The organism is Brevundimonas viscosa (assembly GCF_900116065.1).
Lineage (GTDB): Bacteria > Pseudomonadota > Alphaproteobacteria > Caulobacterales > Caulobacteraceae > Brevundimonas > Brevundimonas viscosa.
The window spans coordinates 262,833-277,959 of the sequence record NZ_FOZV01000003.1; the positions used below are offsets into that span (position 1 = coordinate 262,833).

Below are 15,127 nucleotides of genomic sequence, written 5' to 3' on the forward strand. Positions count from 1 at the left end.
GCCGCGGCGGCCGGTCATCCCTGTCTGGAGGATCAAACGGACCGAGGCGGAGTCTCCGTCGCGGGCGGCGGAAGAGCCCTTTCGAAAGCCGTTCTCGCCGCGCCCCGCACCTCGGCCAGCCGCGCCTCGAGGGCCTCGAAGCTGTCGAAGCCGGCCGCGCGGGCGAGGCGCTGGCGGAACCCTGAAGGCTCGGCCAGCGGATCAGGTCGCTCGTCGAAAGCGGCGGCGAGGACCTGGCCTATGGCCTGCTGCAGCCGCCACGCTTCGGCCAGTTCCGGCTCGCCGGCCAGCGCCTCGAGCGTCGAGACCGTCAGCGGGCCGCCGGCGGGTGCGCGGGTCAGCTGGTGGACCTGGGCGACGAACTCGGCGTCGACCTGGCCGCCGGGAACCAGCTTGAGATCCCAGGAACCGCGTGCGGGCCGCTCGCGCGCCATCAGGTCGCGCATGCGCCGGGCGTCGCCGGCGATGTCCACGCCCGGCCGGGGACGACGGAGGATGGCCTCCAGCGTCGCGGTGACGCGCGCCGCGAAGTCGGCATCGTCGCTCCACACCGCCCGGGCCCGCGTCAGGGCCATGAACTCCCAGGTGTCGGCCTCGGTCGCGTAGTATTCTTCGACGGCGGACAGGCGCAGCGAAACCGGTCCCTTGGCCCCAGTCGGCCGCAGGCGCATGTCGACCTCGTAGAGCCCGCCCTCGGCGGTGTGCGCCGAAAGGGCGGCGATCAGCCGCTGGGTGAAGCGAGGATAGAACACGCCGGCGGACCAGCCCTTGCCCTCGGAGACCGCATCGGGCGGCGCATCGTAGAGCGTCATCAGGTCGAGGTCGGAACTGGCGGTCATCTCGCGCGAGCCGGCCTTGCCCAGCGCCACCACCGCCACCGCGCCCCCGGCCAAACCCCCACCCTGGCGGACGGTTTCGGACATGGCGGCGGGAGCGAGCGCGCGCAGGCAGGCGTCGGCCAGCACGGCGTAGCCGCGGCCGGCGGCCTCCGCGTCGGAGCGGCCGGTGATGACCTGCACGCCGATGCGGAACATCTGCTCGCGGTGGATGCGGCGGACCACGTTCATGGCCGCCTCGAAGTCCGGCGCCGCGGCGGCGTCGGCGAGCATCTGGGCGACCACGCCGCTGTCCTCATCCAGGGCGCGGGCGAAGCGGGCGTCGAGCATGCTGTCCAGCGCCGCCGGATAGCGCCCGAGCGCCCGCGCCAGGCGGGGCGCGAAGGCCATGACGCCGACCACCAGCTCGAACAGCCTGGGCTGGGCGAGGAACAGGGCCTGGACCTGCACTCCGGCGCTGAGGGCGGAGAAGAAGACGGCGAAGCGGCGGAAGGCGGCGTCCGGGGCGCCGGTGCCGGCCATGGCGTCGAGCAGCCTGGGGGCGAGACGGGTGAACAACTCGCGGCCGCGGGCGGTGCGGGTGGCCGGGATGCGGCCGTGGTGCCAGCTGCGGATGGCGTCCGCGACGCCCGAGGGGTCGGAAAAGCCCATGCGCGACAGGGTCCGCAGGGTCTCGGGATCGTTCTCCACCCCGGTGAACACCAGCGAGCCGTAGGGAGAAGAGAGCTCCTCCTCGCCCTCGAACAGCTCGCCATAGCGGCGGTTCACCCCGGCCAACAACGCCTCGACGCCCGCGTCGAAGCGGGCGAGGTCGCCTTCGCCCGCCAGGGCGGCCACGGCGCCGCGGCGCGCGGGGTCGAGCGGCAGGTCGTGGGTCTGCTCGTCGTCGAGCATCTGCACCCGGTGCTCAAGGGCGCGAAGTTCGACGTACGCACGGGTGAGCGCCGCACACACCTCGGCCGAGACGTGGCCGGCGTCGCGCAGGGCGGCCAGGGCCTCGACCGTGCGGGATCGGCGCAGGCCCGGGTTGCGGCCGCCGAGGATCAGCTGCTGGGTCTGGGCGAAGAACTCGATCTCGCGGATGCCGCCGCGGCCAAGCTTGAGGTTGGCGCCGGCGGCCTCCAGCCCTTCTCCGGTCTTGTGGACGTGGATCTGACGCTTGATCGACTGGATGTCGAGGATGGCGGGATAGTCGAGGCTGCGCCGCCAGACGAAGGGCCGCAGCGCCTTCAGGAAGGCCGCGCCGGCGGCGATGTCGCCGAGCATCGGGCGGGCCTTGATGAAGGCGGCGCGCTCCCAGTTCTGGCCGACGCTCTCGTAGTAGGTCAGGGCGAAGGGGACGGCGACGACCGGCGGGGTCGAGGACGGGTCGGGGCGGAGGCGCAGGTCGACCCGGAAGACGTAGCCCTCGCCGGTGCGCTCCTGCATCAGGCCGGCGAAGGCCTGGGCCAGGCGGTCGAGGAAGCGCTGCGGTTCGACGCCCGGGGCGAGCGCGCCGGTCAGCACATCGGGATCCCAGAACAGGCTGACGTCGATGTCGGAGGAGTAGTTGAGCTCGTCCGCCCCGTGCTTGCCCATGGCCAGGCCGAACAGGCCGGGCAGCGGGCCGCGCGGATCGTCCGGGGCGCCGACGATCTTTCCGCGCTCGCGCTGGTCGTGAGCCACCGCGGCGAGGGCGGCCCGGGCGGCGACGTCAGCGAAGCGGCTGAGGGCGTCGGTGACGGCGTCGAGGTCCCAGACGCGCCCGAGATCCGCGAGGGCGGTGAGCAGGTGGAGTTCGCCCTTGAGCCGGCGCAGCGGGGCGCGGAGGTCGTCGGCGCCGCCGCCCAGGGCCGCAGTGCGGGCGAGGATATCCGCCAGACGCGCGTCGGGGTCGTCGACGAGGACGTTCCGCAGGATGTCGGGCCAGCGGCGGGCGAGGCCGAACAGGTAGGGGGAGGCGGCGAAGACGGGGACGAGACTCGGCCACGCCGCATCGAGCAGGTCGGACCAGCCGCCCTCCGCGGCCGACTCCGCCAGCCGCTCGCGGGCGCGCCCGGCGGCGGCGGAGTCGACCACGGGGCCGCAGGCGGCGAGGCGCGTGTGAAGGGGGCCGGGGTTCACGCGTTCGCCGCCGGCGGCAGCACCAGGGCCACGCGCAGGCCGGGGCCGAAGCCGCCATACGCGCCGGGGCCCTCGTCGAGCTGGATGCGGCCGCCGTGGGCTTCCATCACCGCCCCGACCAGCGACAGGCCGAGGCCCGAACCGGGCTCGGTGCGACTGTTGTCGAGACGGACGAAGCGTTCGATCACCCGCCCCCGGTCGCCCTCGGGCACGCCGGGGCCGGTGTCGGTGACGGAGAACTCGATCTCGCCGGACGACCGGCGGCGGGCGCGCAGCATCACGGCTCCGCCCGTCGGCGTGTACTTGATGGCGTTGTCGATGATGTTGGCCAGGGCCTGCGCCAGGAACGGACGGTTCGCCTCGATCATCAGGCCGCGCTCGATCTCGGCCGAGAACTCCAGTCCCTTGTCCTCGCTCGCCGGCTCGTAGAGTTCGGCCATGTCAGCGGCGAGATCGGCGGCGTCGAACAGGGTGGGATCGGGCGTGCGGCCCGCGCCGGCGGCGGCCTGCAGGCGGGCGATGGCCAGAACGGTGTTGAAGGTCTTGAGCAGGGTGTCGGCCTCGTCCAGCGCCACCTGGAGGGCGTCGACGCCGTCGATCCGGCCCGCCTCGGCGTCGATCAGGGCGACCTCCAGCTTGGCCCGCATGCGGGTGAGCGGCGAGCGGAGGTCGTGGGCGATGGCGTCGCCGGCGTGACGGATCGAGGCCATGGAGCCTTCGAGCCGGTCGAGCATGACGTTGAGGCCCAGGCCGAGCTCGTCCAGCTCATCTCCGGAATTGCGCACCGGCGCGCGGGCCTTGAGATCGCCTTCCTGAACGGCGGTGACCACCTTGTTGAGCCGTCCCATCGAGCGCTCGAGATCGCGGCTGACCAGCAAGCCGCCCGCGAGCCCGAGGAGCAGAACGATGCCCATGGCCGCCCAGAGCGCCTGGGTCAGTCGGGCGAGGTAGGCCTCGGTGTCGCCCATGGAGCGGGCCACGAACAGCATCTCGCCGGACGCCAGCCGCACCTGCACCCCGCGCGCCTGCGGCCGCGTCACCCGCCCTTCGGGGTCCGTGTCGGTATAGGGATAGGTGATCCACTGCTCGCCCTCGGCGTAGTCCGAGATCGGCGAGGCGTTGAGCGAACCGGTGATGACGCTGCCCTCGGCATCCATCAGCAGGTAGAGATAGGGGCTGTCATTCAGCGCGCGGTCGACCAGGGCGCGATTCAGGGCGTCCACCCCCCGCTCCTTGTAGATGCCCGTCAGGCTCTCCAGCTCGCTGCGCACGGCGGTCTCGGCCCGGGCCCGAGCTTCCGAGGCCGAGGCGACATAGACGTAGCCGAGAATGGCGCTGGCCGCCGCCGCGAACAGGGCCAGGAACAGCAGGGTGAGCCGGAAGGGCGTCCGGCGAAGAATGGAAGGGAGGCGCATCAGGCCTCCAGTCTGTATCCCGCCCCGCGCACCGTCTGCAGCATGGCCTTGTCGAAGCCCTTGTCGATCTTGGCGCGCAGGCGGCTGATGTGGACGTCGATGACATTGGTCTGGGGATCGAAGTGATACTCCCAGACCTTCTCCAGCAGCATGGTGCGGGTCACCGACTGGCCGGCGTGGCGCATCAGGAACTCGAGCAGCTGGAACTCGCGCGGCTGCAGGTCGATCTCCTGACCGGCACGGTGCACGGTGCGGGCGATGAGGTTCATCTCAAGATCGCCGACCTTGAGCATGGTGGCCACCGAGCCGGTCTCGCGGCGGCGCGACAGGGCCTCGACGCGGGCGATCAGCTCGGAGAAGGCGTAGGGCTTGACCAGGTAGTCGTCGGCTCCGGCCTTGAGGCCGGTGACGCGGTCCTCGACCTCGCCCAGGGCCGACAGGAACAGCACCGGGGTCTGGTCGCCGTCCTTGCGCAGGGTCTCGACCATGCCGATGCCGTCCAGCCGCGGCATCATGCGGTCGACGACGTAGACGTCGTAGCCGCCCTTCTGCGCCTCCAGCAGGCCGAAGGCGCCGTCAACGGCGTGGGTCACCTCGTGCCCCGCCTCAGTCAGCCCCCGGACCATGGCGGTCGCGGCGTCGGCGTCGTCCTCGACCACCAGAATGCGCATGAAATCAGCCCCTCTAACGAGAATCGCCGCCGATGTTAGCGCATCGGCGGCGGTTCCGGCAGTTAAGGGTTTGTCAGAGTGACAGCCATCTAGTCTTCGGATTCAAAGGGCAGCGCCACCGGCGCGGCGCCCTGCGGCGTCCGGATGAACAGCAGGATGCTCGGGCGACCGCTGCGCTTCACCGCCGCGACGGTGTCGCTCAGCTCCTTCGCGGTGCGGACCTGCGTCCGGTCCGCCTGCGTGACGACGAAGCCGGGGCGGATGCCGAGTCGGGCGGCCGGGGCGCCGGCGGCGACGCCGGTGATCAGCAGACCGTCCAGATCGTCGGGCAGGCTGTACCGCGCGCGCAGCGCGGGCGTGAGCGGGACCACCGTGAGCCCTTCCACCACCGCGCCGCCGACGGCTGGCGCTTCGTCCGGGGTTGGCGCGCCGCGCCCTGCGCCGTCCGCGGCAAGAAGCTCCTCCTCGGACGGACGGGCGCCGGAGCGGACGTTCAACGTCCGGCGCCGGCCGTCCCGGATCACCTCGAGACGAATGGTGTCGCCCGGGCGAGCCGCGCCGACGAGACGCGTGGCTTCAGTCCCGTCCTCGACCTGATCGCCGTTCACGGCCACCAGCAGGTCGCCCGCCCTGGCCCCGGCCTGATCGGCAGGACCGCCCGGCGTGACGCTCTCGATGTAGGCGCCGTCGAAGTCACGCGGCAGGCCATAGGCTTCCCACATGTCCGGCGAGAAGGTTCGCAGGCCGAGGCCCACGTAGCCGCGCTCAACCCGGCCGTTGCGCATCAGCTGGTCGACCACAGGCTTGGCGATCGTCGCGGGAATGGCGAAGCCAATGCCGACCGAGCCGCCCAGCGGGTTGCCGTAGATGGCCGAGTTCACACCGATGACGCGGCCGTAGATGTCGAAGGTCGGGCCGCCCGAGTTGCCGCGGTTGATGGCGGCGTCGATTTGCAGGAAGTCGACATACTGCGAGGTGCTCGGGTCGATGTTCTGACGCGACACGGCCGAGACGATGCCGGCGGTGGCGGTGCCGCCGAGGCCGAAGGGATTGCCGACGGCGATGACCCAGTCGCCGACCCGCGGCTGGGCGTCTTCCTCGAAGCTGACGAACGGGAAGTCCGAGCCCTCGACCTTGATCACCGCCAGATCGGTGGCGGGATCGCGGCCGACCACCTCCGCCTTCAACTCGCGCTCGTCGGCGAGGCGGACGGTGATCTCGGTGGCGTTCTCGACCACGTGGTTGTTGGTGACGATGAAGCCGTCGCCGGAGATGAAGAAGCCGGAGCCGGCGCCGAGGGCGGTGGCGCCTTCTTCCTCGCCCTCCTCGCCTTCCGGCGCCTGGCCCTCCGGAACCGGGATGCTGAAGCCGGGGAAGCCCGGAAGTTCCAGGGTGCGGGGACGCGGCACGCGCGTGGCGACGTCGATCTGAACCACGGCCGGCGCGACCTGCTGGAAGATGTCGGCGAAGCTGAGCGGGGCGCCCTGCGGCGGGGCGAAGGCGAGGCCGGCGGCGCCGGCGCTGGGAGCGAGACGGCCGGAGACCCCGGCGACCGGGCCCGCTTGGGCGGTGGGCCAGTCGATGACGCCGCCGGCGGTGGCGGCGGCGGCGAAGGTCAGGCCGGCGACGGCCCCGAGCATGAACTCCTTACGCTTCATCATGGGCAGACTGCGTTCCCTCTGGTCGGGCGTCCACGCGCCCGTAAGGCGATCAATATAGGGCGTTCGGCCACAGGACCAACGCCTTGGGCGGGAGGCTGGCCTCCCGACCCGTCAGTCGTCCGACGGCTTTGCGTCAGGATCACGGCGCTCGGCGAGGATTTCCGCCAGCCGGGCTTCCTCCTCGGCCGACAGGGGCGCTGTCTCGGGACGTCGCCGACGGGCGAAGGCGAGCAGCGCGGCCGCGACGCCCAGCAGGACGACGAAAGGGCCGAACCACAGCAGCCAGGTGCCGGCACGCACCGGGGGACTGAACAGGACGAAGTCGCCGTAGCGGCGGACGAGGTCGTCGCGGATCTGGGCGTCCGAGCGGCCGGCGGCGATCTGCTCGCGCACCAGCTGGCGCATGTCGGCGGCGATGCCGGCGGGACTGTCGGCGATGGCCTCGTGCTGGCAGACGACGCAGCGGATGTCGTCGAAGAGGGCCTGGGCGCGGGCCTCCTGGCGGGCGTCGGCCAGCGGCCGGTCGGGGGCGGGCGGCGGCTCCTGGGCGACGGCGATGGAGGCGGCGAACAGACCGAGCAGAGCCAGCAGCGTCCGGACCACGCCTCGCACGCGGGACGGCGCGGCCATCACGCGGTCTTCGCCTTGCGGGCGCCCGCGCCGAGGCGCAGGCGGCGGTCCAGCAGCGACAGCACGCCGCCGAGGGCCATGATGGCGGGGCCGAGAAAGATCAGACGGGCCCAGGGGTTCCACCACACGCGCACGCTCCAGCCGGGCGCGCCGCCCGGGGTCGGGCCGCGCTCGCCCAGCACCACATAGACGTCGTCCAGGCCGCGGAAGTCGAGCCCCACCTCGGTGGTGGTCTGGCCGCCGGCGGGGAAGAACCGGCGTTCGGCCGTGACCTCGCGCGTCGCGCCGCCGGGGACGGCGACGGTCAGCCGGCCCTGCTCGGCCAGATAGTTGGGCCCCTCGACGATGCGGACGTCCTTCAGGGTTACGGTCCACTTGCCCGCCTGCAGCGATTCGCCGACGGCCAGAGGGCGGGCGGCCTCGACGCGGAAGCCGGTCTCAACCACCGCGCCCAGCACGAAGACGCCGAGGCCGGCGTGGGCGAGGGTCATGCCCCAGGCGGCGAGCGGCAGGCCCCGGGCGCGGCGCAGGGTCTCGGCGAAGGGGGCGCGGAACAGGCGGATGCGCTCGGCGGTCTCGGCCAGCGCCCCGAGAATCAACCAGGCGCCGAGGCCGATGCCGAGGGCGGAGAGGATCTTGCGCGGCTCGAAGGCGAACCAGCCGGCGACGGCGAGCAGCAGGGCGAGGCCGAAGGCGACGGCGAGGCGCTGGACCACGCCCCGCAGGTCGGCCCGTTTCCAGGCGAGGAAGGGACCCGCGGGCAGGACGATCAGGGCCACGGCCATCAGCGGCGTGAAGGTCAGGGCGAAATAGGGCGGACCGACCGAGATGGTCGCCCCCGTCGCCGCCTCGAGGATCAGCGGATAGAGGGTGCCGAGCAGGACGGTGGCGGCGGCGGCGGTCAGGAACAGGTTGTTCAGCACCAGGCCGCCCTCGCGGCTGACGGGCGCGAACATGCCGCCGCCCTTCAGCTGGGGAGCCCGCCATGCGAACAGGGCGAAGGCGGCCCCGGCGGTGACGCCGAGAATGGCCAGCAGCATCATGCCGCGCTGGGGATCGACCGCGAAGGCGTGGACGCTGGTCAGCACGCCGGAGCGGACGAGGAAGGCGCCCAGCATGGAGAAGGTGAAGGCGAGGAGGGCGAGGAAGGTCGACCAGCCGGCCAGGGCCCCGCGCCGCTCGGTGACGATCGACGAGTGCAGCAGGGCCGCACCGGCCAGCCACGGCATGAAGCTGGCGTTCTCGACCGGATCCCAGAACCACCAGCCGCCCCAGCCCAGCTCGTAGTAGGCCCAGAAGGCGCCGAGCGCGATGCCGAGCGTCAGGAAAACCCAGCTGGCCAGCGCCCACGGCCGCACCCAGCGACCCCAGGCGGGCCAGAAGGCGGCGTTGGCGCGGCCTTCCACCAAGGCCGCCACGGCCAGCGAGAAGCACACCGAGAAGCCGACGTAGCCCGCGTAGAGGAAGGGCGGGTGGAAGGCGAGCGCCGGGTCCTGCAGCAACGGGTTCAGGGAGGCGCCCTGGAAGGGGACCGGGTCGAGGCGCTCAAACGGGTTCGAAGTGAAGACGGCGAAGGCGAGGAACAGGGCGCCGAGCAGGCCCTGAACCGCGACGGCGGAGGTGCGCAGGCCGAAGGGCAGGTTTCGGGCGCGGGCCAGCGCGGCGCCGAAGCCGGTCAGCACCAGGCACCACAGCAGCAGCGAGCCCTCGTGGCTGCCCCAGGCGGCGGCCACCTTGTAGAGCATCGGCTTGTCGGTGTGGCTGTTGGCGGCGACGTTGGCGACGGAGAAGTCGGAGGTCGCGAAGGCCTGGATCAGGGCCGCGAAGGCCACGGCGACGGCGATGGCCGACGCGAGGGCCGCCCCGTCGGCGGCCCCGGCGAGGACCGGGCTGCGACGCAGCCGGCCGGCCGCCGCCATGCCGGTCTGCAGCACGGCCAGGGCGAAGGCGAGGACGAGGGCGAAGGCGCCCGCTTCGACGATCACGACTCCGAGGCTCCGTCGACGAGCGTCGCCTCGGGCCGCCACTCGCCCTTGTCCTTCAGCCCCTCGGCCACCTCGCGCGGCATGTAGTTCTCGTCGTGTTTGGCCAGCACCTGGGTGGCGCGGAAGCTGCGGTCGGGGAGGAAGGCGCCCTGGGCCACCACCCCCTGCCCTTCGCGGAACAGGTCGGGCAGGTCGCCCTGATAGACGACGCGGGTCGTGGCGACGGAGTCGGTCACCACGAAGGCGACTTCGCCGGTCGGGGCCCGCTCGATGCTGCCGACCTCGACCAGTCCGCCGAGGCGGACCACCCGGCCGGGCGGCGCCTTCTCGACCGTGGCCTCGGACGGGGTGAAGAAGAAGGTGACGCTGTCGCGCATGGCGAACAGGGACAGGCCCACCGCCAGGGCGAGGATCGGCGCGACGGCCAGCACCACCCACAGCCGGCGGCGGGCCTTGGGGGATTTCGGCATCCAGCTCATCGGGCGTCTCCGGACGGCAGGCGGGCCTCGAGGTCGGCGCGACGCGGATCGCGGGGATCGAGGGCGGCGATGAGCGGCAGCCACATCTCGCGCACGGCGGCGGCGTCGCCCCGGGCGAAGGCGGCCTCGCCGAGGAAGTAGCGGGCCCCGAGCTGGTTCGGATCGCGGCGCAGCGCCTGGCGGAAGGCAGCCTCGGCGTCGCCGTCGACGGCCCCGCCGTTGGCGCGCACCAGACTCTCGCCGAGCCGGCTCCAGCTCTGCGCGTCATCGGGGCGGAGGGCCAGGGCGCGGCGGAAGGCGGAGACGGCGCCGATCGGATCGCCGGCCTCGAAACGGGCGGCGCCGAGCATGGTCAGGGCTTCGTGATCGTCCGGTCGCTCGGCTACGACGCGGGCGGCGACGGCGGCGATCTGGGGCGCCTGCAGGGTGTCCAGCCGGGTCGCCCATTCGTCGACGCGGCGTTCGTACGCCTGGTCCGGCGCGCCGGGCGAACCCAGCACGGCGTAGAGGCCGAGGGCGGCCGCCCCGGCGGCGGCGAGTCCGCCGAGAACCCAGAAGCGGTCGCGGCGTCCGGCGACCAGCGGCGCGGCGCGGCGTTGGCCGGCGAGGATGCGGCGGCCGGCCTCGGCCCGGGCGGCGGACCACGAGGCTTCATCCATCAGGCCGCGGGTCTTCAGGCGGTCGAGATCGGCCAGTTCGGCGTCGGCGGCGGCGAGCTCCACCGCCTCGCCGGCGTCGGCGCCGCGGCGAGCCCCCGCCAGCACGGGCAGGCCGGCCAACGCGGCGAGCACGGCCGTCATGATCCAGAACACCATCATCGCGGCGCGATGTAGCCTATCAGGCGGCCTGGGACGAGGGGCCGTCCTGCGACCCGGAGCCGCCGGCCACTGCGGCGCGGCGACGCACGGTCCGGGCGGCGGCGCGAGCGCCGATCTCCTCCAGGTAGCGGGCCGCGACGGCGACGAGGCGAAGCGCGTGATCCTCGTCGGGGGCTTCGCGGTCATTGACCATCAGCAGGACCTGGTCGGCGTAGTCGGTCAGACGGGCCTGCAGCGCCTCCTCGAGGGCTCGCCGGTCGGATTCGCAGCCGAAGGTGGCGCTGGCGCCGCGCGCCGCCCCCACGAGGCGCAGCAGGGCGAGCGCGACGTCGGCCTCGTCGCCGCGGCCCGGGGCGGTCAGCAGGGGCGCCATACGGCTCATGCGTCCGACGATCTGCACCCGGGTCAGCGGCAGCGCCTTGTCCACCGCCCTGTCGGCGGCGCGCATCAGACCGGAGAGCCAGTCCGCCAGCTTCAGGCGGGCGTCGCGCACCGCCTTGCCCCACGGGGAGCCCGGGTCGAGCGTCAGCGTGACGTCCAGTTCGGCCAGCACATTGGCACACCAGTCGAGGTCTCGCAGCACGGAGCGCAGTTCCTCTGCGTCGAGGCGAGGCGTATACGCCGCGAGGCGTCCGGCCCGGAGCGCGACGCCGTCGAGCAGGCGATCGACGAAGTCCGCCAGCTCGGAAGCGCTGAGGAAGCCTTCCCGCTCGGCGACGCCCGAGGTGCGCGTGACGATGCGCAGCACCAGAACCGCGTCCTCAAGGTGGGCGAACAACATCTCGATCAGGCGTCGCGCACCGTCGGCGTGGATCGCCGCGGCGTCTTTCACCAGCAGGCGAAGCTCGGCCAGCTGGTCGCCGTCGGGCCGCTTCAGCCAGACCTCGATCGAGGGCATGGCGCGGCGCGCCACATGGGCGAGATCGAGACAGGCGGCCAGATCGGCGAGACCGCTCTCGCGCGTGTCCGGCTCGACCCCCGCGGGCCAGACCAGCTCCGGGCGATCGCGCACGACCGAGGCGGCCGCCTGACATATGCGATTGGCGACGGCGACGGCGTCGGAGTCCTCGTCCTCGTCGTCGAGCCGGGGCAGGAGGTGGGGCTCGCGTTCGCTGGCGATCCGCCAGAGACGCGGAAGAACCTCGGCCGGGAAGGTCATGGCGGCCACGCCATCGGCGCGGGAACGGAACATCGGCGCGAGCGGCGCGAAAACGAGGCCGCGGCGTCGCCGGTCGCGCATCTCGCCGCTCAGCATGGCCCGCAGTTCGATCGCGCGCTCGCCCGGCAGCCGGGCGATAGCGCCGCCCACGGCCCTGAGCACAGGGTCGCCGCAGCGGGCGAGGAGGGCCGCGAGCGCACTACGATGGGCGGCGGAAAGCCCGGCCATTGGGTCACCTTCGAGACCGGCCACACCGCCGGACCGGGACGCAGACTGTCCCAAATCGGGTTAACAGCGCCTCTCCGCCCTGGCTCAGGCTTCGGCAGCGGGCAGTTCCAGCACGGCCTTGAGGCCGCCCATCTCGCTGTCGCCGAGGGTGACGCGGCCGCCGTAGGCGCGGGTCAACTCGACCACGATCGACAGGCCCAGGCCCGAGCCCGGCGTGGTTTCGTCCATCCGCATGCCGCGCTGGAGCGCCGCCTCGCGCTGGGCCTCCGGCAGGCCGGGGCCGTCGTCCTCGACCACGACGACCATCTGGCCCAGCCCTGTGGCGCCGGCGGAGACCCGCACGCGCCGCTTCGCCCATTTGCAGGCGTTCTCCATCAGGTTGCCGAGGATCTCCTGCAGATCCTGCCGCTCGCCCCGGAAGGCCAGGTCGTCGGGCGCGCGCCAGTCGATCTCGACGCCTCGAGTTTCGAACACCCGCTCCAGCATGACCGCCAGTTCGTCGAGAACCTCGGCGATGGGGGTGCGTTCGCCGAGCATCTGGGCGCGCGCGGCCGCGCGCGCGCGGCGCAGGTGGTGATCGACCTGGGCCTGCATGATCGCGGTCTGCCGGCGGACGATGTCCGGCAGGGGGCCTTGCCGGGTTCCCGCTTCGGCGAGCATGACCGACAGGGGCGTCTTCAGCGCATGCGCGAGGTTGCCGACGTGGGTGCGTTGCCGCTCGACCGTCTCCTGGTTGTGGTCGAGGAGGCGATTGACCTGTTCCGCCAGCGGCTGGATCTCCAGCGGATAGCTGCGGGCGATGCGGGCGCTCCGGCCCTTGCGAACGTCGGCGATCTCGTTGCGCAGGCTGTAAAGCGGACGCAGGCCGATCTGGACCTGCAGGAAAACTGCGACCACCAGCCCGAGGCCGAGGATCAGCAGGGCCGCCCAGGTGAAGGTCGCGAACTGCTGGGTGTCGGCGTCGATGGTCGACCGGTCCAGGCCGGCCATGAACACGACAGGCTCCGTCCGGCCGGGGAGCTGCTTCATGCTGGCGGCGACGCGCAGGCGCTTCTGCAGCGGGCCCCAGGCGTTGTAGCTGATGGTCTCGCCGCGGGCCGCGCGCAGACGGTCCGGCAGTTCGCGGGGAATGACCAGGTTCTCGCCCGCGAGCGAGGGCGAGCGCACGACGATCCGCAGCCGACCGTCCGCCGTCGGAACAGCCACGGCCCAGTATTTTCCGGACAACGCGCGAAGGGTGCGTTCATCCTTCACCTCGCTCACCGCAAGGCTCCCGTCCGGCCCCGCGTTGGTGGCGAGAACCACCTCGTCGATGGTGTTGGACAACACGGCGCCCAGGCGCCTGAGCGAGGATTCCTCGTACTGGGTGGTGAGGGTCCAGCCGGTGACCAGCAGGGCCAGGACGATCCAGATCGAGGCCAGCCAGATCAGACGGCGGGTCAGGCTGCGGCCCGGACGGCCCAGCCAGCGGCTCCAGCCTCTCGACCGGGTCGCCGCCTGCCTGTCCGACCTGCCCCCCGGATCGGCCGTCACGCCGCCTCGGACTCCCCGGCGAGCGGCGTCAGGCGATAGCCGAGGCCGCGCACCGTCTCGATGCGCTCGGCGCCGATCTTCTTGCGCAGGCGACCGACGAACACCTCGATGGTGTTGGAATCGCGGTCGAAGTCCTGGTCGTACAGGTGCTCGACTAATTCGGTGCGGCTGATGACCCGGCCCTGGTGCATCATCAGGTAGTGCAGCAGCCGGTACTCGAGGGAGGTCAGGCGCAGCGGTTCGCCGTTGACGCTGGCGCGGGCGGCGCGCGGATCAAGGCGCAGGCCGCCACAGGTCAGGGTCGCCGAGGCGATGCCCGCCGAGCGGCGCAGCAGGGCGCGCAGGCGGGCCAGCAGCTCCTCGGTATGGAACGGCTTGGTCAGGTAGTCGTCGGCGCCGGCGTCGAAGCCCGACACCTTGTCCGACCAGGCCCCGCGCGCGGTCAGGATCAGCACCGGGGTCGTGCGCCCCTCGCGCCGCCAGCGCTCCAGCACCGAAACGCCGTCGATCTTCGGCAGGCCGAGGTCCAGCACGATCACGTCGTAGGGTTCGGTGTCGCCGAGGAAATGGGCTTCCTCGCCGTCGGCGGCGTGATCGACGGCGTAGCCGGCGTCCGACAGGGCCGTCTTGAGCTGGCGGGAAAGGTCAGCGTCGTCCTCGACGAGCAACACGCGCATTCAGCGTTCTCCGATCACGCGGCCGGTGCGGCCGTCCACCAGGATATCGGCGACGCGGCCGCCGGGATATTCCCATCGCACAATGATCATGTCTCCCCGGTTGCTGGCCCCGAGGAAGCGGCCGGCTCGTCCGGCCGAGGCGCGCTGAACCGCCTGCGCCATGCTCACGCGAGGGCGATCCTCGGCCTGTTCCCGCCGGTCCGGCCGCTGCGGGCGTTCGCGGTCCTGCGCGACAGCAACCATGGGAGCGGCGGCGACCAGGGCGGCGGCGATAAGGGCTGACGTCCGTTTCATGGGGCGGGATGTAGGCCTCAGGCTCTGAACGTCGGCTGAACGTCGACGGTGATCATATTTCACGAAAGCGCCCCACGAAGCGACCCGACGTACGGTTCAGGATGATGAACGCGGGCTGACGGGAGCCGTTCAGCCACGGCTCAGCCGTCCGGTGGTTTTCTGCTCCCCAACGCGGCCCGAACGGCTGCGGCGAACGCCAAGGAGACCCCGATGTTCAAGAAAGCCCTCATCCCCGCCCTCGCCCTGGCCGCGGCTTCCGTCGCGGTCCCGGCGGCGGCCCAGTCCTACGGTTATGGCCATGATCGCGGCGACCGCTACGAGCGGGACTTCCGCGGCTGGCAGTCGATCGCCCAGCGCAAGTACAATCTCGATCGCCGCATCGACGTCGGCATCCGCAACGGCCAGCTGAGCCGCCGCGAGGCCACCCGTCTGCGGTCCGAACTGGATCGCCTGGTGCGGCTCGAATACCGCTACCAGCGCGGCGGTCTGAGCTGGCGCGAGCGCCAGGAGCTCGACCGGCGCTACGACCAGCTGGCCCGCCAGGTGCGCCATGAGCGGCGCGACCGCGACGGACGTCGCTGGTAGGCCGCGCCTTCTCTCCCCGGAAGGCCAAGGGGCGCGATCCGCGAGGGTCGCGC

The 15,127-nt window shown here is 72.3% G+C and carries 13 protein-coding genes; 1 reads left to right on the forward strand and 12 read right to left on the reverse strand.

Translation table 11 applies throughout. The features are described from left to right. Positions 1–32: 32 nt before the first annotated feature. From BM333_RS07740 to BM333_RS16115, 12 genes are all read right to left on the reverse strand, one after another. A complete protein-coding gene (locus BM333_RS07740) occupies positions 33–2,939 on the reverse strand; it encodes a bifunctional [glutamine synthetase] adenylyltransferase/[glutamine synthetase]-adenylyl-L-tyrosine phosphorylase (protein ID WP_092309326.1) in 2,907 nt (968 codons plus the stop codon). Further along, positions 2,936–4,354: a sensor histidine kinase gene (locus BM333_RS07745; protein ID WP_092309329.1), complete on the reverse strand. Its 1,419-nt coding sequence runs from the start codon at positions 4,352–4,354 to the stop codon at positions 2,936–2,938. Before BM333_RS07745 ends, BM333_RS07740 begins: the two co-directional genes overlap by 4 nt. Beyond that, positions 4,354–5,025 (reverse strand): response regulator transcription factor, encoded by a 672-nt coding sequence (locus tag BM333_RS07750; protein WP_092309332.1) that lies wholly within the window; start codon positions 5,023–5,025, stop codon positions 4,354–4,356. The genes BM333_RS07745 and BM333_RS07750 overlap by 1 nt, the downstream gene beginning before the upstream one ends. Positions 5,026–5,114: 89 nt before the next feature. Next, positions 5,115–6,686 (reverse strand): trypsin-like peptidase domain-containing protein, encoded by a 1,572-nt coding sequence (locus tag BM333_RS07755; RefSeq protein WP_092309336.1) that lies wholly within the window; start codon positions 6,684–6,686, stop codon positions 5,115–5,117. A 111-nt stretch (positions 6,687–6,797) separates the two neighbouring features. After that, complete coding sequence (locus tag BM333_RS07760) at positions 6,798–7,316, reverse strand: cytochrome c-type biogenesis protein (protein WP_092309339.1); 519 nt, start codon at positions 7,314–7,316, stop codon at positions 6,798–6,800. Further along, on the reverse strand, positions 7,316–9,301 hold the full coding sequence (locus tag BM333_RS07765) for a heme lyase CcmF/NrfE family subunit (RefSeq protein WP_092309342.1): 1,986 nt from the start codon (positions 9,299–9,301) through the stop codon (positions 7,316–7,318). The genes BM333_RS07760 and BM333_RS07765 overlap by 1 nt, the downstream gene beginning before the upstream one ends. Further along, the gene (ccmE, locus tag BM333_RS07770) at positions 9,298–9,780 is read right to left on the reverse strand and encodes a cytochrome c maturation protein CcmE (RefSeq protein ID WP_092309345.1); all 483 of its coding nucleotides are present in this window, start codon (positions 9,778–9,780) and stop codon (positions 9,298–9,300) included. The genes BM333_RS07765 and ccmE overlap by 4 nt, the downstream gene beginning before the upstream one ends. Next, positions 9,777–10,580, reverse strand: a complete 804-nt coding sequence (gene ccmI, locus BM333_RS07775) for a c-type cytochrome biogenesis protein CcmI (protein ID WP_245777189.1) — start codon at positions 10,578–10,580, stop codon at positions 9,777–9,779. Before ccmI ends, ccmE begins: the two co-directional genes overlap by 4 nt. Before the next feature lie 37 nt (positions 10,581–10,617). Then, positions 10,618–11,985 carry a hypothetical protein gene (locus tag BM333_RS07780; RefSeq protein WP_143105793.1) on the reverse strand — a complete coding sequence of 456 codons (1,368 nt, stop codon included), beginning with the start codon at positions 11,983–11,985 and terminating at the stop codon, positions 10,618–10,620. 84 nt (positions 11,986–12,069) lie between these two features. Then, positions 12,070–13,518 carry an ATP-binding protein gene (locus tag BM333_RS07785; RefSeq protein ID WP_092309354.1) on the reverse strand — a complete coding sequence of 483 codons (1,449 nt, stop codon included), beginning with the start codon at positions 13,516–13,518 and terminating at the stop codon, positions 12,070–12,072. Continuing rightward, positions 13,515–14,195: a response regulator transcription factor gene (locus BM333_RS07790; RefSeq protein ID WP_092309357.1), complete on the reverse strand. Its 681-nt coding sequence runs from the start codon at positions 14,193–14,195 to the stop codon at positions 13,515–13,517. The genes BM333_RS07785 and BM333_RS07790 overlap by 4 nt, the downstream gene beginning before the upstream one ends. Further along, positions 14,196–14,357, reverse strand: coding sequence for a hypothetical protein (locus BM333_RS16115; protein WP_245777190.1), 162 nt, complete (start codon positions 14,355–14,357; stop codon positions 14,196–14,198). A 342-nt stretch (positions 14,358–14,699) separates the two neighbouring features. On the opposite strand from BM333_RS16115, the gene BM333_RS07800 reads away from it, so the two are divergent. Further along, complete coding sequence (locus tag BM333_RS07800) at positions 14,700–15,074, forward strand: hypothetical protein (RefSeq protein ID WP_092309364.1); 375 nt, start codon at positions 14,700–14,702, stop codon at positions 15,072–15,074. Positions 15,075–15,127 lie beyond the last annotated feature (53 nt).